Source organism: Cupriavidus sp. LA-1 (assembly GCF_055385985.1).
On sequence record NZ_AP031387.1, the window covers coordinates 2,785,307 to 2,805,928 of the forward strand.

At 67.7% G+C, this 20,622-nt stretch carries 20 protein-coding genes; 4 read left to right on the forward strand and 16 right to left on the reverse strand.

What is annotated here, in order from left to right; genetic code table 11:
* Window positions 1-71 precede the first annotated feature (71 nt).
* A complete protein-coding gene (locus ACZ5MJ_RS12970) occupies window positions 72-1,235 on the reverse strand; it encodes a CAP domain-containing protein (RefSeq protein WP_464219801.1) in 1,164 nt (387 codons plus the stop codon).
* Window positions 1,236-1,450: 215 nt separating this feature from the next.
* A complete protein-coding gene (locus ACZ5MJ_RS12975; protein ID WP_464219802.1) occupies window positions 1,451-2,389 on the reverse strand; it encodes a LysR family transcriptional regulator in 939 nt (312 codons plus the stop codon).
* Between the two features lie 188 nt (window positions 2,390-2,577).
* Here ACZ5MJ_RS12975 and ACZ5MJ_RS12980 point away from each other — a divergent pair, with 188 nt between their 5' ends.
* Together ACZ5MJ_RS12980 and ACZ5MJ_RS12985 are read left to right on the forward strand one after the other, a co-directional pair.
* Window positions 2,578-3,840 carry an acyl-CoA dehydrogenase family protein gene (locus ACZ5MJ_RS12980; RefSeq protein WP_464219803.1) on the forward strand — a complete coding sequence of 421 codons (1,263 nt, stop codon included), beginning with the start codon at window positions 2,578-2,580 and terminating at the stop codon, window positions 3,838-3,840.
* 157 nt (window positions 3,841-3,997) lie between these two features.
* On the forward strand, window positions 3,998-4,690 hold the full coding sequence (locus tag ACZ5MJ_RS12985) for a glutathione binding-like protein (RefSeq protein ID WP_464219805.1): 693 nt from the start codon (window positions 3,998-4,000) through the stop codon (window positions 4,688-4,690).
* 76 nt (window positions 4,691-4,766) lie between these two features.
* Here ACZ5MJ_RS12985 and ACZ5MJ_RS12990 read toward each other — a convergent pair whose 3' ends face one another.
* The gene (locus tag ACZ5MJ_RS12990; RefSeq protein ID WP_464219806.1) at window positions 4,767-5,663 is read right to left on the reverse strand and encodes a hypothetical protein; all 897 of its coding nucleotides are present in this window, start codon (window positions 5,661-5,663) and stop codon (window positions 4,767-4,769) included.
* 214 nt (window positions 5,664-5,877) lie between these two features.
* On the opposite strand from ACZ5MJ_RS12990, the gene ACZ5MJ_RS12995 reads away from it, so the two are divergent.
* The gene (locus ACZ5MJ_RS12995) at window positions 5,878-6,327 is read left to right on the forward strand and encodes a helix-turn-helix domain-containing protein (protein ID WP_464219807.1); all 450 of its coding nucleotides are present in this window, start codon (window positions 5,878-5,880) and stop codon (window positions 6,325-6,327) included.
* Between the two features lie 4 nt (window positions 6,328-6,331).
* On the opposite strand, the gene ureG is transcribed toward ACZ5MJ_RS12995, so the two are convergent.
* From ureG to urtA, 13 genes are all read right to left on the reverse strand, one after another.
* Window positions 6,332-6,961: an urease accessory protein UreG gene (ureG, locus tag ACZ5MJ_RS13000; RefSeq protein WP_464219809.1), complete on the reverse strand. Its 630-nt coding sequence runs from the start codon at window positions 6,959-6,961 to the stop codon at window positions 6,332-6,334.
* Window positions 6,962-6,975: 14 nt separating this feature from the next.
* Window positions 6,976-7,668: an urease accessory protein UreF gene (locus ACZ5MJ_RS13005; RefSeq protein ID WP_464219810.1), complete on the reverse strand. Its 693-nt coding sequence runs from the start codon at window positions 7,666-7,668 to the stop codon at window positions 6,976-6,978.
* Window positions 7,669-7,677: 9 nt separating this feature from the next.
* Entirely contained in the window at window positions 7,678-8,313 is a 636-nt protein-coding gene (ureE, locus tag ACZ5MJ_RS13010; protein ID WP_464219812.1) for an urease accessory protein UreE, read from the reverse strand.
* A gap of 29 nt (window positions 8,314-8,342) precedes the next feature.
* Window positions 8,343-10,061, reverse strand: a complete 1,719-nt coding sequence (gene ureC / locus ACZ5MJ_RS13015; protein WP_464219813.1) for an urease subunit alpha — start codon at window positions 10,059-10,061, stop codon at window positions 8,343-8,345.
* Window positions 10,058-10,363 (reverse strand): urease subunit beta, encoded by a 306-nt coding sequence (locus tag ACZ5MJ_RS13020; protein WP_018313224.1) that lies wholly within the window; start codon window positions 10,361-10,363, stop codon window positions 10,058-10,060. Before ACZ5MJ_RS13020 ends, ureC begins: the two co-directional genes overlap by 4 nt.
* Before the next feature lie 11 nt (window positions 10,364-10,374).
* A complete protein-coding gene (locus tag ACZ5MJ_RS13025; RefSeq protein ID WP_432259659.1) occupies window positions 10,375-10,986 on the reverse strand; it encodes a HupE/UreJ family protein in 612 nt (203 codons plus the stop codon).
* 52 nt (window positions 10,987-11,038) lie between these two features.
* Complete coding sequence (locus ACZ5MJ_RS13030) at window positions 11,039-11,341, reverse strand: urease subunit gamma (protein ID WP_010809101.1); 303 nt, start codon at window positions 11,339-11,341, stop codon at window positions 11,039-11,041.
* Between the two features lie 40 nt (window positions 11,342-11,381).
* Window positions 11,382-12,251: an urease accessory protein UreD gene (locus ACZ5MJ_RS13035; RefSeq protein WP_464219817.1), complete on the reverse strand. Its 870-nt coding sequence runs from the start codon at window positions 12,249-12,251 to the stop codon at window positions 11,382-11,384.
* A 122-nt stretch (window positions 12,252-12,373) separates the two neighbouring features.
* Window positions 12,374-13,066 carry an urea ABC transporter ATP-binding subunit UrtE gene (urtE, locus tag ACZ5MJ_RS13040; RefSeq protein WP_432259658.1) on the reverse strand — a complete coding sequence of 231 codons (693 nt, stop codon included), beginning with the start codon at window positions 13,064-13,066 and terminating at the stop codon, window positions 12,374-12,376.
* A 2-nt stretch (window positions 13,067-13,068) separates the two neighbouring features.
* Window positions 13,069-13,917 (reverse strand): urea ABC transporter ATP-binding protein UrtD, encoded by an 849-nt coding sequence (gene urtD / locus ACZ5MJ_RS13045; RefSeq protein WP_464219818.1) that lies wholly within the window; start codon window positions 13,915-13,917, stop codon window positions 13,069-13,071.
* A complete protein-coding gene (urtC, locus tag ACZ5MJ_RS13050; RefSeq protein ID WP_464223716.1) occupies window positions 13,914-15,119 on the reverse strand; it encodes an urea ABC transporter permease subunit UrtC in 1,206 nt (401 codons plus the stop codon). Before urtC ends, urtD begins: the two co-directional genes overlap by 4 nt.
* The gene (gene urtB, locus ACZ5MJ_RS13055; protein ID WP_464219820.1) at window positions 15,119-16,771 is read right to left on the reverse strand and encodes an urea ABC transporter permease subunit UrtB; all 1,653 of its coding nucleotides are present in this window, start codon (window positions 16,769-16,771) and stop codon (window positions 15,119-15,121) included. The genes urtC and urtB overlap by 1 nt, the downstream gene beginning before the upstream one ends.
* Window positions 16,772-16,867: 96 nt before the next feature.
* On the reverse strand, window positions 16,868-18,124 hold the full coding sequence (gene urtA / locus ACZ5MJ_RS13060) for an urea ABC transporter substrate-binding protein (protein ID WP_432259655.1): 1,257 nt from the start codon (window positions 18,122-18,124) through the stop codon (window positions 16,868-16,870).
* A gap of 445 nt (window positions 18,125-18,569) precedes the next feature.
* Here urtA and ACZ5MJ_RS13065 point away from each other — a divergent pair, with 445 nt between their 5' ends.
* The gene (locus tag ACZ5MJ_RS13065) at window positions 18,570-20,615 is read left to right on the forward strand and encodes a gamma-glutamyltransferase family protein (protein ID WP_464219823.1); all 2,046 of its coding nucleotides are present in this window, start codon (window positions 18,570-18,572) and stop codon (window positions 20,613-20,615) included.
* The last annotated feature ends 7 nt before the right edge of the window (window positions 20,616-20,622 follow it).

Consider the following 20,622-nt stretch of genomic DNA (forward strand, 5'->3'; position numbering starts at 1 on the left):
CTGGGGGAAGGATCGCACGATTGTAGTGGCGATCCGGGCATCCGGGAAATGCTGAAGTCAGATGGGGATGGTCAGCGCGTGGTGAAGGACCAACTAAGGTCCACCGGCTGCGACCCAAGTCGGCCGGTGACCCGCACGGAATAGCGCTGCTGGCTGGCCAACGGCGCCACCGGCGTGCAGATGGCCAGGCCGCTCGCGTCGCTGCTCAGGCCCGACGAACGGCTGTCGACCTTGATGCAGTTGACGTTGTTGCCTTGCGCATCGGTGATGACAAAGTTGTCGGCGTCGAACTGCAGCGAGGTATTGATCGCCTGCAGCAGAACCGGGTAGCCCATGGTGCTGTTCTGGTAGCCCGGTGCCGGGTTGGGGCTTTCCGTATTGACCCAGCTGACCGGCACATCGCTCTGGCCGTCGAACGGATAGGCCACCATCTGGTTATCGCTGCCGGGCTTGGACCGGTCGGCCAGGTCGATGGTCTGGTAGTAGTTGGCCGAGGTGCCGCTGCCGTTGGCACCCACCCATTCGGCATAGCCGCTGCCGGCCGAGCCGTAGCTGCCCAGCAGCGCGGCGCGGTGGAACGGCGCATCGATCAGGTTCGACACCAGCGCGTCCTTGGGCTGCATCGACAGCTGCGCATTGGCGACCGAGGTCCAGCGGTTGGCGCCCGCCACGACTTCCGCGGTGGCATCGGTCGGATAGACGGCCTGGACGCGGCCATTGGCGGTGGCGCCGGTGAAACCCGGATTGCCGCTGATTTCGTCGTGGGTCAGCGTGGCATTGGCCAGCATATAGCTCGTGTGACTCTGCGCGGTGGTATTGAGCGGGTCGCGCGATACCAGCGGCGGCAGGCCCACCTGCTCGCGGCGATAGTTGGCGTAGCACAGGCCCGCGGTACGCGGCTCACCCAGCACCCGGTAGTTGCTGACGGCGCTACCGCGCGCCGGCAGCAGCGAGATGCCGCTGCCCGCCGCAGCCGCGGGCGCCGGACCGCTGACGGTATAGCAGGCGCCGGCCGTGGTGGTGGTCGTGGAGCCCGCGGTGGATGTCTGGGACGTCGAGCCGGTCTGCCCGGAGCCGCTCGGCGCGGCGCTGGCGGAAGTACTGTCGCCGCCACCGCCACAGGCGGCAAGTGCCAGCACGGCGGCAGTACAGAGCGTGGTCAGGGCAAGCGTGGTGCGCTGCGCGCGGCGCGGCAGCTTCGGTTGGCAATCGGCAGGCAAGCGTTTCCCGGGCATCGGTCTGAGTCGTCGTGGTGGCGTTCGGCGAGAGGCAGCTGCCCGAAGGATCCACCGTGGCGGACAACCGGCGCGACAGCCCGCGCGTGCGCCGTGCAGGACGGGCTCGCGGCGGGGGCGCCGGGGGCAGAATAACCGGACGATGGTATGGGCGCCGACCCCCGGGGGTCTAGCCCGCGAACAATTGCTTACGTGTGATCCGCGCGCGCCGCACACTAGCTGGCCGTGGCCACGTCCGGCATGCCGGTGCCGAGCGAGGCCATCACCGCCATCAGCTGCTCGCGCAGCCAGCGGTTGGCGCCGTCGTTCTCGCCGCCGGCGTGCCAGTACAGGTGCAGTTCCAGCGACGGCACCTTGAACGGCAGCGACAGCACGCGGTTGGCATACGACTCATTGGCGATGCGCGCGTAGCGCAGCGGCAGCGTCGCGAGCAGGTCGGTGCAGCTGACCACGCGGCATGCGGCGGCGTAATGCTGGCAGCGCAGCCGCACGCGCCGCGTCAGGCCCATGCGGTGCAGGGCCTGGTCTTCCAGTCCGGCCCCGCGCCGGCGCGACGACACGTGCACATGTTCTGCCGCGAGGTAGCGCTCCAGCGTCAGCTCTTTTTTCACCAGCGGATGGTCGCGCCGCGCCAGCACCACCATCGGATCGGCCATGAACGGCGCATGGTGGATCGCCGGCGAGACCGGCAGCAGGATGTCGAGCGCGGCGTCCAGGGTCCCGGCCAGCAGTTCGGATTCCATCTCGCGCCGGTCGAAGCGGATCGCGGCGATCTCCACGTGCGGCGCCATCGCCGTGACGCGGCTCATCAGCGGCGGCAGCAGCGTGGATTCCAGCGCGTCGCGCATGCCGATGGTGAAGCGGCGCACGGTGTTGGTGGGATCGAAGTGCGGCGTATCCTGCAGCGTGCGCGCGAACGACTGCAGCGCACCGCGCACCTCGGCAGCCAGCGAACGCGCCAGCGGCGTGGGCGCCATGCCCTGCCCGCGCCGCTCGAACAGCGGATCGTCGAACAGCGTGCGCAGCCGGCCCAGCGCATGGCTGACCGCGGGCTGCGTCAGGTTGAGCTGACGCGCGGCTGCGGTGATGCTGCCTTCACTGTAGATGGCGTCGAACACCACGAAGAGATTGAGGTCGATGCGGGCGAGCTGCATGCTGGTGATTCTGGCACGGAATGCAGCAAATTGATACTGGCAAATCCAGAAAATTCATTTTTATAATTACCAGCTTTCAGATAGAGTGCATTCCATCGGCCCATGCCGCACTGATGCCGAGGCCTGCCCCGGCCAACGAGGCGCCGCCGCCCACCTGGCGTCCACTGATTCCGTAGCGAGGAGACCACATGGATTTCGAGTACAGCCCGAAGGTCAAGGAAATGCAGGCCAAGCTGCTGGCCTTCTTCGACCAGCATATCTATCCGAACGAAAAGCGCTTCGCCGAAGAGATCGACGCCAACCGCCGCGCCGGCAACGCCTGGGTGCCGACCAAGGTGATCGAGGAACTCAAGCCCCTGGCACGCGCGGCCGGCCTGTGGAACCTGTTCCTGCCGCGCTCGCCGCGCGCCCCGCAGGGCCTGTCGAACCTGGAATACGCCACGCTGTGCGAGATCATGGGCCGGGTGCCCTGGTCGGCCGAGGTCTTCAACTGCGCGGCCCCCGACACCGGCAACATGGAGACGCTGGAGCGCTACGCCTCCGAGGAACTGAAGGACAAGTGGCTCGAGCCGCTGCTGGCCGGCGAGATCCGCTCGGCCTTCCTGATGACCGAGCCGGCCGTGGCCTCGTCGGATGCGACCAACATCGAATGCCGCATCGAGCGCGACGGCGACCATTACGTGATCAACGGCACCAAGTGGTGGTCGTCGGGCGCCGGCGATCCGCGCTGCAAGGTCTACATCGTGATGGGCAAGACCAATCCCGATGCCGGCCGCCATGAGCAGCAGTCGATGATCGTGGTGCCGGCCGATACCCCGGGCATCACCATCAAACGCTTCCTGCCGGTATTCGGCTACGACGACGCGCCGCACGGCCACATGGAGATCGAGCTGAAGAACGTGCGCGTGCCGGCCGCGAACATCCTGCTGGGCGAAGGCCGCGGCTTCGAGATCGCGCAGGGCCGCCTCGGCCCGGGCCGCATCCACCACTGCATGCGCAGCATCGGCGTGGCCGAGCGCGCGCTGGAACTGATGTGCAAGCGCGCGCTGTCGCGCGTGGCCTTCGGCAAGCCGGTGTCCAGCCAGGGCGTGACGCAGGAGCGCATCGCCGAGGCCCGCTGCGAGATCGAGATGGCGCGCCTGCTGACGCTCAAGGCCGCGTACATGATGGACACCGTTGGCAACAAGGTGGCCAAGGCCGAGATCGCCATGATCAAGGTGATCGCCCCGAACGTGGCGCTGAAGGTGATCGACTGGGCCATCCAGGTCCACGGCGCGGCCGGCGTTTCCAGCGACTTCCCGCTGGCCAACTGGTGGGCGCACCAGCGCACGCTGCGCCTGGCCGACGGCCCGGACGAAGTGCACCGCAACGCCATCGCCAAGCTGGAGCTGGCCAAGCACATGAATATCCATCCGGACGACATCAGGATGCCGGTGGCGCGCGGTTTCTGACCGCCTGGCAATGCCGCCGGGGCTTCGTCCCTGACGGCAGCATGGAGAACGCGCAGCCTGTCTGCGCGTTTTTTTCTTCTGTGCTTAAATCGCCCGGTTCGCCACGTCAGTGACTGACGTAGCCACCACCATGATCGCAGCCAGGAGATCCTTTGCGATGATCGACGCCTACACCTGGGCCACGCCCAATGGCCACAAAGTCCACATCATGCTGGAAGAGTGCGGACTGGAGTACAAGGTCCACCCGATCAACATCGGCGCCGGCGACCAGTTCGGCGAGGATTTCCTGAAGATCAGCCCCAACAACAAGATCCCCGCCATCGTCGACCCCGACGGACCGGACGGCAAGCCGATCTCGCTGTTCGAATCGGGCGCCATCCTGCTGTACCTGGCGGGCAAGACCGGCAAGTTCCTGCCCGAGGACGTGCGCGGCAAGTACGAAGCCCTGCAATGGCTGATGTTCCAGATGGGCGGCGTTGGCCCGATGCTGGGCCAGGCGCACCACTTCCGCATCTACGCGCCCGAGAAGATCGAGTACGCGATCAACCGCTACACCAATGAAGCCAGGCGCCTGTACGGCGTGATCGACACGCAGCTGTCGAAGCACGCCTACCTGGCCGGCGAGCAATACACCATCGCCGACATCGCCACCTTCCCGTGGCTGCGCAGCTGGCAGAACCAGGGCGTGGAGCTGGACGACTACCCGTACCTGAAGCGCTGGTTCAACGAGATCGCCGAGCGCCCCGCGGTCAAGCGCGGCGTGGAAGTGCTGGCCAGCGTGCGCAAGGCGCTGCAGGACGACAAGGCACGCGAGGTGCTGTTCGGCGCCACCCAGTACAAGCGGCACTGAACGCCGCACGGCAGCCACCGGGGCGCTGGCCCCGGCTATCTGCTTACGCGCCAACGCGACACTGATGCGCCGGCCCTCAGGCCAGCGCCAGCGCATGGCGCGCGACGGCATGCCCGTCCGCGCGCCGGCCGCCGCGCGCGGCAACCCCCTGGTCCGGCTCATCGCCCGGCCCGAAGCAGCACAGCAGGCCGGTGCCCGGCAGCAGCACGTCGAGCCGGCAGGACTCATGCCGCTCCGGCGCGAAGAGCGTGCCGGGCTGCAGGAAGGCCATGTCGCCCCCGGCCCGCGCCAGCGGGCCATGCCAGTGCAGGCCGATGGCACCGCGGTAGCACAACGCCCAGCGCAGCCCGCGCGCCTGCAGCCGCTGCGCCCAGTCATCGTCCGACGGGTCGAGCCCGATGAATTCTGGACGCATCCCCTGCTGCGCTTGCCCGCCCTCCGCCTGCAACACTTCGGCCGGCAACACATGCAGGCCCTCCATGCCCTCGGGGCCATCGGCGCCGATCGCGGCAATGCCGCCCAGCGCGCAATGCCAGCCACCCGCGGGCAGCGTCACCGGCCGCGACGCTTCGGCCAGGCCTTGCGGCACCGCGCGTACCAGGATGGTGTCGACCGTCGCCTGCACCTGCATCGGCACGCCGGGGGCGGGCGCGAACAGCTCGCCCCCGCCCAGCAGCAGGCAGCCGCGCCCGGGCGACGACAGCCGCAGGCCGCCGCGCAGGCAGCCCCACCACTCATGGCAATTCGCTGAAAACTCGGGCTGGATTTCGCCGGCGCAGAGAAAGACGTAGTCGCAGGTACTGCCGAGGCCGGCAGCGGCGGCAAGCACGCGGGTGTGGAATCCGGGAATGAAGTCCGACGGCGCGTGGCGGTCGGCATGGAGGGCGCGCATCCGCGCCTCGAACAGCGTGAAGATCTGCATGGCAATCCCCCAGCAGGGCGACAGCGCGCCAGGCGCGTGTCCGCGCAGCACCGCGCACGCCTGGCAGCGTGACGCACAGCATTGCGCAATAGCCCGTTTGGCACGGCCATGCAGGCCGTCCGGTTGATGCCATCGTGCCGCGCCATATTGTCTGGCGCACCCCTTAGTTTGCGGATCGGACACCGATAGTGAGGAAGAGGATAAGTTGTCGTGGCCTCAAGGTCAAACCCTTAGCCTCAGACCACTCCGATCCATTCACGACCTCATGACTACTCGAAATCTCAGACTATTCGGATTGCATCTTGCCTGGCTACGCAAGCAACGAGGCTGGTCCCAGGAGACCCTTTCACTCGAAAGCGGACTGTCGCGCTCATACCTGAGCGGCATCGAAAGCGGCAAGCGCAACCTTGCGCTGGCCAACATCTGCAGGCTCGCCGAGACGCTCGCCGTGCCGACCTCGGAGATGCTCGACTTCAGCCGCCACGATGCCAGCCAGCTGCAGGTGGAACAGTCCCGCGCGCCCTTCGGCAACCGCCAACGGGCCGCCATCGAGGCCACCGTGCACCATATGGCGGAGCTGACCGAGCCCGAGCTGAACCTGGTGGCCGCGGTGGCACGGGCGCTGGCGGGCAAAGGCAGCTTCCGCCCTGCGCTGACCCACGCCAGCTCCGGCGCCAAAGCCGCGTCCGATGCGGATGCGGGCAACGAAGGCTAGGACGCTAGACCCCCAGCATGCCCTGCTGTTCGATAAAGCGGATCACCTCGTCCAGGCCCTGCCCGGATTTGACGCTGCCCATCACGAACGGCCGGGCGCCGCGCATCTTGCGCGCATCGCTTTCCATCACCTCCAGCGATGCGCCGACATAGGGCGCCAGGTCCGTCTTGTTGATCACCAGCAAGTCGGACTTGGTGATGCCCGGCCCGCCCTTTCTCGGAATCTTCTCACCGCCGGCCACGTCGATGACGTAGATCGTCAAATCAGAAAGTTCTGGGCTGAAGGTCGCCGCGAGGTTGTCGCCGCCGGACTCGATGAAGACCACATCGGCATCCGGAAAGCGCGCCAGCATGCGGTCGACGGCTTCCAGGTTGATCGAGGCATCCTCGCGGATCGCGGTGTGCGGACAGCCGCCGGTTTCCACACCCATGATGCGCTCCGCCGGCAGCGCGCCGGAGATCGTCAGCAGGCGCTGGTCTTCCTTGGTGTAGATGTCGTTGGTGATGGCGACCAGGTCATAGCGGTCGCGCATCGCCTTGCACAGCATTTCCAGCAGCGTGGTCTTGCCGGAGCCAACCGGGCCGCCGACGCCGACGCGCAGCGGAGGGTTCTTCTTGGTACGGGCCTGGGTCATGGTGCGGAGTCGGTTCAGGATCGGAACAGCCGGGAATACTGCGTTTCGTGGCGCGCGCAAAGCAGGCCCAGCATCGGGGAAAAGGTCGAGAGTTGCGGCGGCGTGGCGTCGGCGCGGCGCGTGGCTTCGCCGACCGCGTCGAGCACCGCGCCATGCAGGCGCCGCAGCATGTGCTGCCCCGCCACCTGGCCCAGGGGCACCGCCTTGATCGCGGCGGCGACCTGGTTCTCGGCCCAGTTGAAACAGTAGGCGGCGAGGCCGTCGCGCGCTTCGACATCCAGCGCGACGCAGGCAGCAGTGAAGGCCGTCGGCAGACATACTGGCGACAGCATCGCCAGCGTATCGCGCAGCGCCGGAGTGCCCCACTCCATCTGCGCAATCAGCTTCGCCAGCGACCAGCCCATCTGCCCGGTCTCCAGCCGCAACTCGGAAGTCTCGCGCGTGGCGTGGAACCAGTCGTTCCATGCCCGCACCTGCGCGGCGTCGCCGGTTTGCCAGCAGCGATGCAGCAGCAGCCACAGTGGCGCCTCGCATTGCGCCTGCACCTGCAGCAGGTTGTCGCGGATCCAGCGCTCGGCGGTCAGGGCATCGTGCACGCTGCCGCATTCGATTGCAGCCTCAAGGCCTTGCGAATAGCTGAAGCCGCCAATCGGCAGGGATGGCGATGCAAGGTGCAGCAGCGAGACAAGTTGGGCAAGACCGGTCATGCCACGCCATCAATGCTTGTGCCCACAGTGCTCGTCGTGGACATGTTGCGGATCACCGTGATCGTGGGGGTGCGCATGCGCGTGGCCGTGATCGTGGGCATGGTCATGCGAATGCCCGTGGTCGTGTCCATGATGCTCATGAAACACCGCCTGCGCCGCCGCATAGTCCTCCGCAAACGTCGCATCGTGCCCATGCTTGTGCCCGCCCCCATAGGCCCCCGCCTCCGGTTCGAACGGCAGCTCGGCCCGCTCGGCGCGCACGCCCAGCCGTTGCAGCATGTCGGCCAGCACCGCGTCGTATTCCAGCCGCAGGTAGTCGCGTCCGATCTCCACCGGCGTATGGCGGTTGCCGAGGTGATACGCCGCGCGCATCAGCGCATGCGGATCTTGCGCGCGCACTTCCAGCACCGCTTCAGCGGCAGCCTGGACCTCCACGAAGCTGCCGTCTTCGGCCACCAGCAGGTCGCCGCCGCGCAGCACGGTGCCGCGCGGCAGGAACAGCGCGGCCTCGTCGCCGTTGTCGAGCACCGCGCGCAGGCGGCTCTTGCTGCGCTCGGCGAAGGGCAGGACCAGCTTGGGCGCGCGGAGCACCAGCACGGGTGCGATGCCGTGCGGGGCGCTCAGGAGTTTGTCGATCTTCAGCATGGGCGATCCGGGGCGCTGGCCCCGGCCAGTCAGAACAGGAAATAGCGCTGCGCCATGGGCAGCTCGGTGGCGGGCTCGCAGGTCAGCAACTGGCCGTCGGCAACGACCTGGTAGGTCTCCGGGTCGACCGTGACATGCGGTTGCCAGTCATTGTGCACCATGTCGCGCTTGCTCACCGTGCGCGTGCCGCGCACCGCCGACAGCGTCTTGGCCAGCCCGTAGCGCTCGCCAATGCCTGCGGCCAGCGCTGCCTGCGACACAAAGGTCAGCGACGAGCGGTGCAGCGCTCCGCCGGCGGACGCGAACATCGGCCGGTAGTGCACCGGCTGCGGTGTCGGGATCGACGCATTGGGGTCGCCCATCGCCGCCGCGGCGATCATCCCGCCCTTCAGGATCAGGCTGGGCTTGACGCCGAAGAACGCCGGGCGCCACAGCACCAGGTCGGCCCACTTGCCCACTTCGACCGAGCCCACTTCATGGGCGATGCCGTGCGTCAGCGCCGGGTTGATGGTGTACTTGGCGACATAGCGCTTGACGCGGAAATTGTCATGTCCGCCGCGCGCATCATTGGGATCGCCCGGCAGCTTGCCGCGCTGCGCCGCCATCTTGTGCGCGGTCTGCCAGGTGCGGATGATGACCTCGCCCACGCGCCCCATCGCCTGCGAGTCGCTGGAGATCATCGAGAACGCGCCCAGGTCGTGCAGGATGTCCTCGGCGGCGATGGTCTCGCGGCGGATGCGGCTTTCGGCGAAGGCGATGTCCTCGGCGATCGACGGGTCGAGGTGGTGGCACACCATCAGCATGTCGAGGTGCTCGTCCAGCGTGTTGACCGTGTACGGGCGCGTCGGGTTGGTCGACGACGGCAGCACGTTGGCCTCGCCGCACACCTTGATGATGTCGGGCGCATGGCCGCCGCCCGCGCCTTCGGTGTGATAGGTATGGATGGTGCGGCCCTTGAAGGCGGCGATGGTCGCCTCGACAAAGCCGGCCTCGTTGAGCGTGTCGGTGTGGATCGCCACCTGGGTGTCGGTCGCGTCCGCCACCGACAGGCAGGTATCGATCGCCGCCGGCGTCGTGCCCCAGTCCTCGTGCAGCTTCAGGCCGATGGCGCCGGCTTCCACCTGCTCGAGGATCGGCCCCTGCCGGCTGGCGTTGCCCTTGCCCAGCAGGCCGATATTCATCGGGTAGGCATCGGCCGCCTGCAGCATGCGCTCCATGTACCACGGGCCCGGCGTCACGGTGGTGGCAAAGGTGCCGGTGGCCGGCCCGGTGCCGCCGCCGATCATGGTGGTGACGCCGCTCATCAGCGCTTCTTCGATCTGCTGCGGGCAGATAAAGTGGATATGGCTGTCGATGCCGCCGGCGGTGACGATCATGCCCTCGCCCGCGATCACCTCGGTGCCCGGCCCGACCACGATGGTCACGCCCGGCTGGATATCCGGGTTGCCGGCCTTGCCGATCGCCGCGATGCGCCCGCCTTTCAGGCCGATATCGGCCTTGACGATGCCCCAGTGATCAACGATCAGCGCATTGGTGATGACGGTGTCGACGCAGTCCTTCGCCATGCGCTGGCTCTGCCCCATGCCGTCGCGGATCACCTTGCCGCCGCCGAACTTCACTTCCTCGCCATAGATGGTGAAGTCCTTCTCGACTTCGATGATGAGCCCGGTATCGGCCAGCCGCAGGCGGTCGCCGGTGGTCGGGCCGAACATCTCGGCATAAGCCTGCCTGGAGATCTTTGCCATCACAGCGCTCCCATGATCTTGCCGTTGAAGCCGTAGACGATGCGGTCCCCGTCCAGCGCCACCAGTTCCACCGTGCGCGTCTGGCCTGGCTCGAAGCGCACCGCGGTGCCGGCGGCAATGTTGAGCCGGAAGCCGCGCGCGGCCTCGCGGTCGAAGGCAAGCGCGGTATTGGTCTCGTAGAAATGGAAGTGCGAGCCGACCTGGATCGGCCGGTCGCCGGTATTGGCCACCGTCACGCTGACCGTGGCGCGGCCGGCATTCAGTTCGATCTCGCCATCGGCGGGCATCAGTTCCCCGGGGATCATGGCGGTCCTCCTCAGGCTACCAGCAGTCCGGCGCCATACAGCGCCACGCCCGCACCCGCCACGCGTGCCAGCCAGCCGGCGTGGCGGCGCAGCAGCGTGCCGGCGCCGATGCCCAGCAGGTGCAGCGCCATGGTGGCGGCGGCAAACCCGCCCACATAGGCCAGCACCGCCGGCAGCGCACCCGCGGTGGCGGGCAGTTCCGCACCGTGGGCATAACCGTGGAAGACGGCAAAGCCGCCGACCAGCAGGGTGCCGGCCCACGCCGGCAGCTTCGCGCGCAGCGCCAGCAGCAGTCCGATCACCAGCAAGGAAGCGGCGATCATCGGCTCGACCGCAGGCAGCGCCACCCCGGACAGCCCCAGCGCCGCGCCCACCAGCATCAGCGCCACGAAGGCCAGCGGCAGGCGCATCGTATCGGCGGCCGAGCGGGCAATCAGCGCGCTCCACACGCCCACCGCCGCCATCGCCAGCAAGTGGTCGGCGCCGGTGAACGGGTGCGCCAGGCCGGCCCACAGGCTGGCACTGACGGTGGCGGCATCGTGGCCGGGATGGGCCAAGGCCGCGCCGGCGGCAACGGTCAGGGAAGTGCCCAGGGCAAGGCGCAGGCAAGCGGTACGGTTCATGTCGGCTCTCGGGTTGATCTTGTTATCGGTGCAGAATCGGGATCGATCGTGTTCAGACAATGGGATGGTGGACAGTCACCAGCTTGGTACCGTCAGGGAACGTGGCCTCGACCTGGATCTCGGGGATCATCTCGGCCACGCCGTCCATCACGTCCTCTCGGCCCAGCACGGTGGTGCCTTCGTGCATCAGTTCGGCCACGGTGCGGCCGTCGCGCGCGCCCTCCATGATGGCGGCGGTGATCAGCGCCACCGCTTCCGGGTAATTGAGCTTGAGCCCGCGTGCCTTGCGCCGTTCGGCCAGCAGCGCGGCGGTGAAGATCAGCAGCTTGTCTTTCTCTCGCGGCGTCAGTTCCATGTTCTGTTCCTGGTTCTTGTATTCGTTGTCTGTTCGCAACCTACGTAGCCCACAAGCGCAGCGGACGCGCCGCGACACCGTGCACCGGCATGCGCAGCGCCTGCCAGCTGTCGACCATGACGTGGCGCACGGCTTCCATCTGCCGGCCCAGCACGCGCAGCAGCAGCATCGACTGGCCGTTGGCGGCCAGGCAGGTCACGCCGGCGCGCAGCTCGGGCGTATAGGGCAGCCGTTCGGCGAGCGATTCGGCCAGCTCCTGCGTGGCGCCCTCGCCCACTGCCCACAGCGTGCCGTGCACGTTGAGCCCATCGAGCCCGCCCACCGCGGTGCGCAGCGGCGACGTCGCCTCAAGATGCGATTGCTCGATCCACAGCGCGCGCTCGCTGGCGCCGATGCGCGTATCCAGCCACAGCGCACCGCTGGCCCACTGCTCTCCGGACGCCTGGCGCCCCAGCACCACGGCATCCCAGCCGATCGCGCTGCCACCCGGCGCCACGTCGAGCACCGTCGAGATGCGGGCGCGCGCATCGTCGAAGACGATGTTCTCCTGCGGCAGCCAGTCCAGCCGCGCGCCCGCGCCGACCGTCAGGCGCACGTGCTGGGCTGCCTCGCGGCCGAGCGACTTGTACCACTTGGTGGCGCCCGGCGTGGCCAGCACGGCGTGCGCGCCAGCCTCCACGGTCACGTCGATGTCCAGGCTGTCGCCGCCCGCCACGCCAGCCGGTGGATGCAGGATCACCGCGTGGCAGATGCCGCCTTCCGGATACAGCGGCTTCTGCACCAGCAACGGCCCCTGGTGGCGCCGCTCGGTCAGCGCGGTGCGTTCGCCGCGCTGCGCAAAGCGCAGCCGCAGGGTGGCCTGCCATGCGGCGGGCACGGCAAGGGCAGAAGGGAAATCGGGATGGCGCATGGCAGGGAAAGCCGGCGGAGGGGGGCGCGCGATGGCGGTCGTTGCAGGCAATCATAGCGCGCCGCCCGCCTGGGCGGAAGCAGCGTGTTACCGACAAGTTCCGGCCTCGCGGCTGGCCTGCCTTACACGGCGATCAGCTCCCGCACGCCGTCCTGCTCCATGCTGGCGCCGGCACCCCGTGCCACCACTTCGCCGCGGCTCATCACCACGTAGTGGTCGGCAATATGCCGCGCGAACTCGTAGTACTGCTCGACCAGCAGCACCGTCATGCCAAACTCGTCGACCAGCAGCCGCAGCGCCCGGCCGATGTCCTGGATGATGGAAGGCTGGATGCCCTCGGTGGGCTCGTCCAGGATCAGCAGGCCCGGTTCGCTCATCAGCGCACGGCCGATCGCCAGTTGCTGCTGCTGGCCGCCGGACAGGTCGCCGCCGCGGCGCAGGCGCATGGTGCGCAGCACCGGGAACAGCTGGTAGATCCGGTCCGGCACGCCGGACGGCCGCGCCCGGCTGGCCGCGCCGATCAGCAGGTTTTCTTCGACCGTCAGGCGCGGGAAGATCTCCCGGCCCTGCGGCACATAGGCCAGGCCGGCGGACACGCGCTCATACGGCGCCTTCTTCTCCAGCGCCTGCCCGGCCCACTGGATGCTGCCGCTGCGCGTGGGCACCACGCCCATCAGGCACTTGAGCAGCGTGCTCTTGCCCACGCCGTTGCGGCCCAGCAGCGTGGTCAGCTTGCCGGCGGGCACCTCGAAGCTGACATCGCGCAGGATATGGCTGCCGCCGTAGAACTGGTTCAGTGCATTGACCTGCAGCATGCTTATCTTCCCAGGTAGGATTCGATCACGCGCTCGTCGCGCTTGACGCTGTCGAGCGTGCCTTCGGCCAGCACGCTGCCCTCCGCCAGCACCGTGACCTGGCCGGCGTCTCCGGCTAGGGCGGCGACGAACTCCATGTCGTGCTCGACCACCATCATCGAGCAGCTCCCGCGCAGGCCGTTGAGCAGCGCCGCCAGCTGCATGGTCTCTTCGTCGGTCATGCCGGCGACCGGCTCGTCCAGCAACAGCAGCTGCGGCTGCTGCATCAGCAGCATGCCGATCTCCAGCCGCTGCTTCTGCCCGTGCGACAGCAGCCCGGCGGGCCGGTAGGCCTCGGCCTCCAGCCCGGTCAGCGCCAGCGTTTCCTCGATGCGGCGATGGCCATCGCCGGTCAGCCGCGCACGCAGCGACGACCACCAGCGCTTGTCGGCCTTCATCGCCAGCTCCAGGTTCTCCCACACCGCGTGCTGCTCGAACACGGTCGGCTTCTGGAACTTGCGGCCGATGCCCACCTGCGCGATGCGCGGCTCGGTCATCCGCATCAGGTCGATGGTCTGGCCCAGGAACACGCGCCCGCTGACATTGGCGTTGCGCGGCCCGGTCTTGCCGGTGATGACATCCATCATGGTGGTCTTGCCGGCGCCGTTGGGGCCGATCACGCAGCGCAGCTCGCCATGGTCGATCGACAAGGTCAGCTTGTTGAGCGCGCGGAAGCCGTCGAACTGCACGGTCAGGTCTTCCAGGTACAGGATCGGCCCGTGCGAGACATCGATGGTGCCGGGCTCGACGATGCGGCCCAGACCGGTGGCGTCACCGCTTTCGGCCTGGCCGTGCTGGAGTGCGGCATTCATGCTTTGCCTCCGGTGCGGCCCGCCACGGCAGGCGCGGAAACGGGCTCTGCTGGTTGCGGCGCGGCGGGTGCGCGCCGTTCACGCAGACGCTGCCAGAGGCCGGTGACGCCATCGGGCAGGTAGAGCGTCACCAGCACGAACATCGCGCCCAGCAGGAACAGCCAGTACTCGGCGAAATGCGCAGTGAACAGAGTCTTGGCGCCATTGACCAGGAACGCGCCAATGACCGGCCCGATCAGCGTGCCGCGCCCACCCACCGCAACCCACACCGCCATCTCGATCGAGTTGCCGGGCGACATCTCTCCGGGGTTGATAATGCCCACCTGCGGCACGTACAGCGCTCCCGCAATCCCGCACAGCACCGCCGAGAAGGTCCACACGAACAGCTTGTAGCCCAGCGGGTTGTAGCCGGAGAACATCACGCGCATCTCGGCATCGCGCACCGCGGTAACCACCCGGCCGAGCTTGGAGGTCACGATGTAGCGGCAGGCGATGAAGCCCGCCAGCAGCGCCAGGAAGGTCAGCACGAACAGCGCCGCGCGCGTCTGCGGCGCGGCGATGGCAAAGCCCGCGATGCGCTTGAAATCGGTGAAGCCGTTGTTGCCGCCGAAGCCGGTCTCGTTGCGGAAGAACAGCAGCATCGCCGCATACGTCATCGCCTGCGTGATGATCGACAGGTACACGCCCTTGATGCGCGAGCGGAAGGCAAAGAAGCCGAACAGCCACGCCAGCACGCCCGGCACCAGCACCACCAGCAGCAGCGCATAGCCGAGGTGCTCGGTGCCATGCCAGAACCACGGCAGCTCCTTCCAGTCCAGGAACACCATGAAGTCCGGCAGGTCGCTCTTGTAGACGCCTTCGCGTCCGATCGCCCGCATCAGGTACATGCCCATGGCATAGCCGCCCAGCGCGAAGAACAGCCCGTGGCCCAGGCTCAGGATGCCGCAGTAGCCCCACACCAGGTCCAGCGCGATCGCCGCCAGCGCAAAGCACATGATCTTGCCGACCAGCGTCAGCGCATAGGCCGACAGGTGCAGCGGATGGCCCTCGGGCAGCACCAGCGCGCACACCGGCACGCCGATGGCGACGATCACCGCCAGCGCCACCAGCGCCAGCCAGCCGCGCCGCGAAAACAGCGCCTGGCGTTCCGGCACCGCAAGCCGGAACGGCGTTCCCGGAGAATTCGATTGAAATTGCTGCATCATGCCTCCGCGCTGCGCCCCTTGAGCGCGAACAGTCCCTGCGGCCGCTTCTGGATAAACAGCACGATCAGCACCAGGACGAAGATCTTGGCCAGCACCGCGCCATAGAACGGCTCGATGAACTTATTGATGATGCCCAGCCCGAAGGCGCCGACGATGGTGCCCGCCAGCTGCCCGACACCGCCCAGCACCACCACCATGAAGGAATCGATGATGTAGGCCTGGCCCAGGTCCGGGCCGACATTGCCGATCTGCGACAGCGCGCAGCCGCCCAGCCCGGCAATGCCGGCGCCAAAGGCAAAGGCGTAGCTGTCGACCTTCCAGGTGCGCACGCCGACGCAGGCCGCCATGGTGCGGTTCTGCGTGGTGGCGCGCACGAACAGCCCCAGCCGGGTGCGGTTCAGTACCGCCCACGCCACCGCCACCACCGCCAGCGCGAACAGGATGATGACGATGCGGTTGTACGGGATCACCAGGCCCGGCATCCATTCGATGCCGCCGCTCATCCACGCCGGGTTGGCCACTTCGACGTTCTGCGCGCCGAACAGCGTGCGCACCGCCTGCATCAGCAACAGGCTCACGCCGAAGGTCGCCAGCAGCGTTTCCAGCGGACGGCCATACAGGTGGCGCAGCACCAGCCGCTCCAGCACGAAGCCGACCACCGCGGCCGCCAGGAACGACGCCGGCAGCGCCGCCGGCAGGTACCAGTCGAACGCACCCGGTGCATAGGCGCGGAACAGCGACTGCACCACATAGGTGGCATAGGCGCCGATCATCAGGAATTCACCGTGCGCCATGTTGATGACGCCGATCAGGCCATAGGTGATGGCCAGCCCGAGCGCGGCCAGCAGCAGCACGCTGCCCAGGCTCAGGCCGGCGAACAGGTTGCCGACCAGCTCGGCGCGGCGCTGGTCGCCGCGCAGCGTATCCAGCGCCTGCTGCGCGGCCAGGCGCACGTCGGCGTCGGGCTCGCGGTAGTGGCCGGCGCTGTCGCGCTCCATCAGCGGCGCCAGCTTCTGGCGGCTCTGCGGGTTGCTGTCGCTGCCGAGGATGCGGATCGCTTCAAGACGGGCATCATGCGCGGCACGGTCGCCGGCGGCGGCCGGCTCGGCCAGCACCAGGTTGGCCCAGATCACGTTCAGGCTGGTGCGCAGGCCGGCATCGGCCTCGTTCTTGCGGGCACCTTCGACCGCCGCGCGCGAGGCGCTCTCGGGCTGGTCGCGCAGCGTGGCGATCGCCTGCGCGCGCACCGCAATATCGGGCGACTGCAGCAGCAGGCTGCTGGCGGCACTGTCGACCAGCGCGCGCAGGCTGTTGTTCAGGGTCAGGGATGCGAGCTCGTCGGCCTTCACCGCAACGGGCTTGCCGGTGACGGCATCGACCGTCTTGTCGCCCTCCTGGCGCACCATGCCGACCGACGGCGCGTATTGCAGCGCATCGTCCTGCAGGGCCTTCAGGATCGGGCCGGCCTGCTCGGGCGGGGCCTTGGCCAGCGCGCTCAGGGCCGCGGTCTTGGCATCGAAATCGTCTTCGGCCAGCGGCTTCAGGTCGGCCTGCGTCAGCGCCGTGGCCCACGGCGCCGCGGCCAGCAGAAGCGCTGCCAGAAGGCCGCGCAGCCAGGGCATGGCGGTAAGGGATAAGGGGTAGCGCATAGGGGCTGGCGAGTGGCGGATGATGGCGGGCCGGGTGTTGGCTCCCCTCTCCCGCAAGCGAGAGAGGGGAGCCAAACCGGAAGAACGTGGCCGGGCTTACATCACCTTGTCCGGCTTGCCCTCGTTGCCCGCGATGTACGGGCTCCACGGTTGCGCGCGCACGGCCTTCGGTGTCTTCCAGACCACCGTGAACTGGCCGTCGCCCTTCACTTCGCCGATCATCACCGGCTTGTACAGGTGGTGGTTCTCGCCCATGGTCAGCGTGAAGCCATCCGGTGCCTTGAAGGTCTGCCCGTACATGGCGGCGCGCACCTTGTCGGTGTCCGTCGTGCCCGCCTTCTTCACGGCCTGCGCCCACATATGGATGCCCACGTAGGTGGCTTCCATCGGGTCGTTGGTCACGCGCTTGTCGCCGCCGGGCAGGTTGTTGGCCTTGACCCAGGCCGCCCACTGCTTCTTGAAGGCTTCGTTCTCGGGGTTCTTGACCGACATGAAGTAGTTCCAGGCAGCCAGGTGGCCCACCAGCGGCTTGGTGTCGATGCCGCGCAGCTCCTCCTCACCCACCGAGAACGCCACCACCGGCACATCCTTGGCCTTCAGCCCGGCATTGCCCAGTTCCTTGTAGAACGGCACGTTGGAGTCGCCGTTGATGGTGGAGATCACCGCGGTCTTGCCGCCCTGCGAGAACTTCTTGATATTGGCGACGATGGTCTGGTAGTCGCTGTGGCCAAACGGGGTGTAGACCTCTTCGATGTCCTTGTCGGCGACGCCCTTGCTCTTCAGGAAAGCGCGCAGGATCTTGTTGGTGGTGCGCGGGTAGACATAGTCCGTGCCCAGCAGGAAGAAGCGCTTGGCGCCGCCGCCTTCCTTGCTCATCAGGTATTCCACCGCCGGGATTGCCTGCTGGTTGGGTGCCGCACCGGTGTAGAAGACGTTCTTCGACATCTCCTCGCCTTCGTACTGCACCGGATAGAACAGCAGCGAGTTCAGTTCCTCATAGACCGGCAGCACCGACTTGCGCGACACCGAAGTCCAGCAGCCGAAGGTCACCGCGACCTTGTCCTTGCTGACCAGCTGGCGCGCCTTCTCGGCAAACAGCGGCCAGTTCGATGCCGGGTCCACCACCACCGGCTCCAGCTTGCGCCCCAGCACGCCGCCGCTCTTGTTGATCTCGTCGATGGTCATCAGGGCCACGTCTTTCAGCGACGTCTCCGAAATGGCCATGGTGCCCGACAGCGAATGCAGGATGCCGACCTTGATCGGCTCCTTGGACTGCGCCAGCGCCAGCGGGCTGGTACCGATCATCGCCGCGGCGGCTATCGCCGACAGCTTCAGCATGTCACGTCGTTGCATTTTGCAGCTCCCGTTTGTCGTGTTGGTCAGGGACTACGCTCCCCGGAGGATGCTTCTGCAACTAGCGTGCCATGGCGTGTCGCCGGCCCGCGCAAGGCCACAGGCAGCATGGCTGGGCAAACCCGGCCCGCGGACCGTGCGCGCACCAGGGCCGTGCACGAAGGATTCGCACTGCAACTGTGCGCACGGGGGAATTGGGGCGATCGCGGTGCATCGCGCCCGGGAACGGGGTGCTGTCTGCTCCATCGTGGCGCCCCCGCCCCCGCGGAGACGGCGGTCGCCTCAGGAGATTAAGTAGCTGCTTAACCCAGGGTTCGAATGCATGTAAATCAGTACATTCAGCGATTAAGGTTACTGCTCCAGAGGATTACGGTGCACATTGGCCGGCGTCCATTCCTGCGCGACGCGGCCGTGCATTTCCCGGGCCCACAATAAAAAGGAAACCATGCCGTACACTGCCGACCCCAACGCTTCACGCGCTGACTCGCAACCGCCACGCCAGCCCCTGCCGCATTCGACACATCACCTGGCCAAGCTGGCGCTGGCAGTGCTCACCCTGACGCTGGGCGCCTGCGGCGGCGGCGACGATCCGCCGGTCCAGCCGCTGGCCACGACCGCCGCTGGCTGCGAACTGGACGGCACCACCGGCGGCGAAGCCGTGGTGCTGCCGGGCGATCCCAACGCGCCGGAGCAGGCCACCGGCTATGCGCCCAAGTCCACCGTCTACAGCAAGACCTATATGGCGGTGACCAACAACCCGGTATCCACCAAGGCAGCCTGCGATGTGCTGAAGGCCGGCGGCACCGCGGTGGATGCCGCGGTGGCCGCGCAGATGGTGCTGAACCTGGTGGAACCGCAATCGTCCGGCATTGGCGGCGGCACCTTCATCATGTACTACGACGCCGCGACCAAGCAGGTCACGGCCTATGACGGGCGCGAGATGGCCCCTGCAGGCGCCGACGAGAACTACCTGCGCTGGAAGTCCGCGACCGACCAGACCACGCCCGCCCCCACCGCCATACGCAGCGGCCGCTCCATCGGCACGCCCGGCACGCTGCGGGTGCTGGAGCTGGCCCACGGCGAGCACGGCAAGACCGCGTGGAAGGACCTGTTCACGCCCGCAATCAAGCTGGCCACCGACGGCTTCGCGATTCCGCCGCGCATGGCCGCCGCGATCACCGGTGCCGCGACCGTTGCCAACATCAAGCGCGACCCCGAGATGGCCGCCTACTTCCTGAATGCCGACGGCACGCCGCGCGCGGTCAACACCATCATCAAGAATCCCGCGCTGGCCAGTGTGTTCACCGCCGTTGCCGCCGGCGGCGCGGATGCGTTCTACAAGAACGGCCCGATCGCGCAGGCCATCGTCGACAAGATCCAGACCACCTACGACGGCAACACCACGCCCGGCGTGACCACGCTGAGCGACCTGGCCAACTACCAGGCCAAGTCGCGCAAGCCGGTCTGCACCACCTATCGCCAGTACGAGGTGTGCGGCATGCCGCCGCCGTCGTCGGGCGGCATCGCGGTGGCGCAGATCCTGGGCATCGTCGAGAACTACGAGATGTCGCGCTATGCGCCCACGCTGGTGGACAAGAACGGCGGCCGCCCCAGCGTGCTGGGCGCGCACCTGCTTGGCGAAGCTGGCCACCTGGCCTATGCCGACCGCAACAAGTACGTGGCCGACACCGACTTCATCGGCCTGCCGGGCGGAAGCTGGGAAAGCATGGTGAACAAGCCCTACCTGCGCCAGCGCGCCGACCTGATCAGCACGGTCGGCGTGATGACCACGCCGGTGGCGGCGGGCAACCTGGGCAGCGTGCCGCTGGCACCTTCCTCGGTGGACGAGCACGGCACCACCCACCTGTCGCTGCATGACAAGTACGGCAACGTGGTGTCGATGACCACCACCGTCGAGTCGGGCCTGGGCTCGTACCACATGACCAACGGCTTCCTGCTCAACAACCAGCTGACCGACTTCAATGCCGATCCCGCCCCCGGCGGCGTGCTGGTGGCCAACCGCCTGCAGCCGGGCAAGCGCCCGCGCAGCTCGATGGCGCCGACGCTGGTGTTCAAGCGCAATGCCGACGGCTCGCGCGGGGACTTCTACATGACCACCGGTTCGCCGGGCGGCGCCACCATCATCCAGTACGTGGCCAAGACCCTGGTGGCATCGCTGGACTGGGGCATGGACGCACAGCAGGCGGTGTCGATGATCGACTTCGGCGGCTCCAACGGCGCCGGCTCAGCCATGATCGTCGGCGGCGAACATCCCAATGTCGATACCAGCACGCCGGCCGGCGGCCAGCCGGGCGACAACGACCCGCTGGTCAAGGGCCTGCGCAACCTGGGGCACACCGTGAACATCGCGGCACAGTCCAGCGGCCTGAGCGCGATCATCCGCACCACCGTCGGCAGCTCGACCACGCTGGTCGGCGGCGCCGATCCGCGCCGCGAAGGCGTGGTGCTGGGGGATACGTTCAAGCCGTGAACCGGCC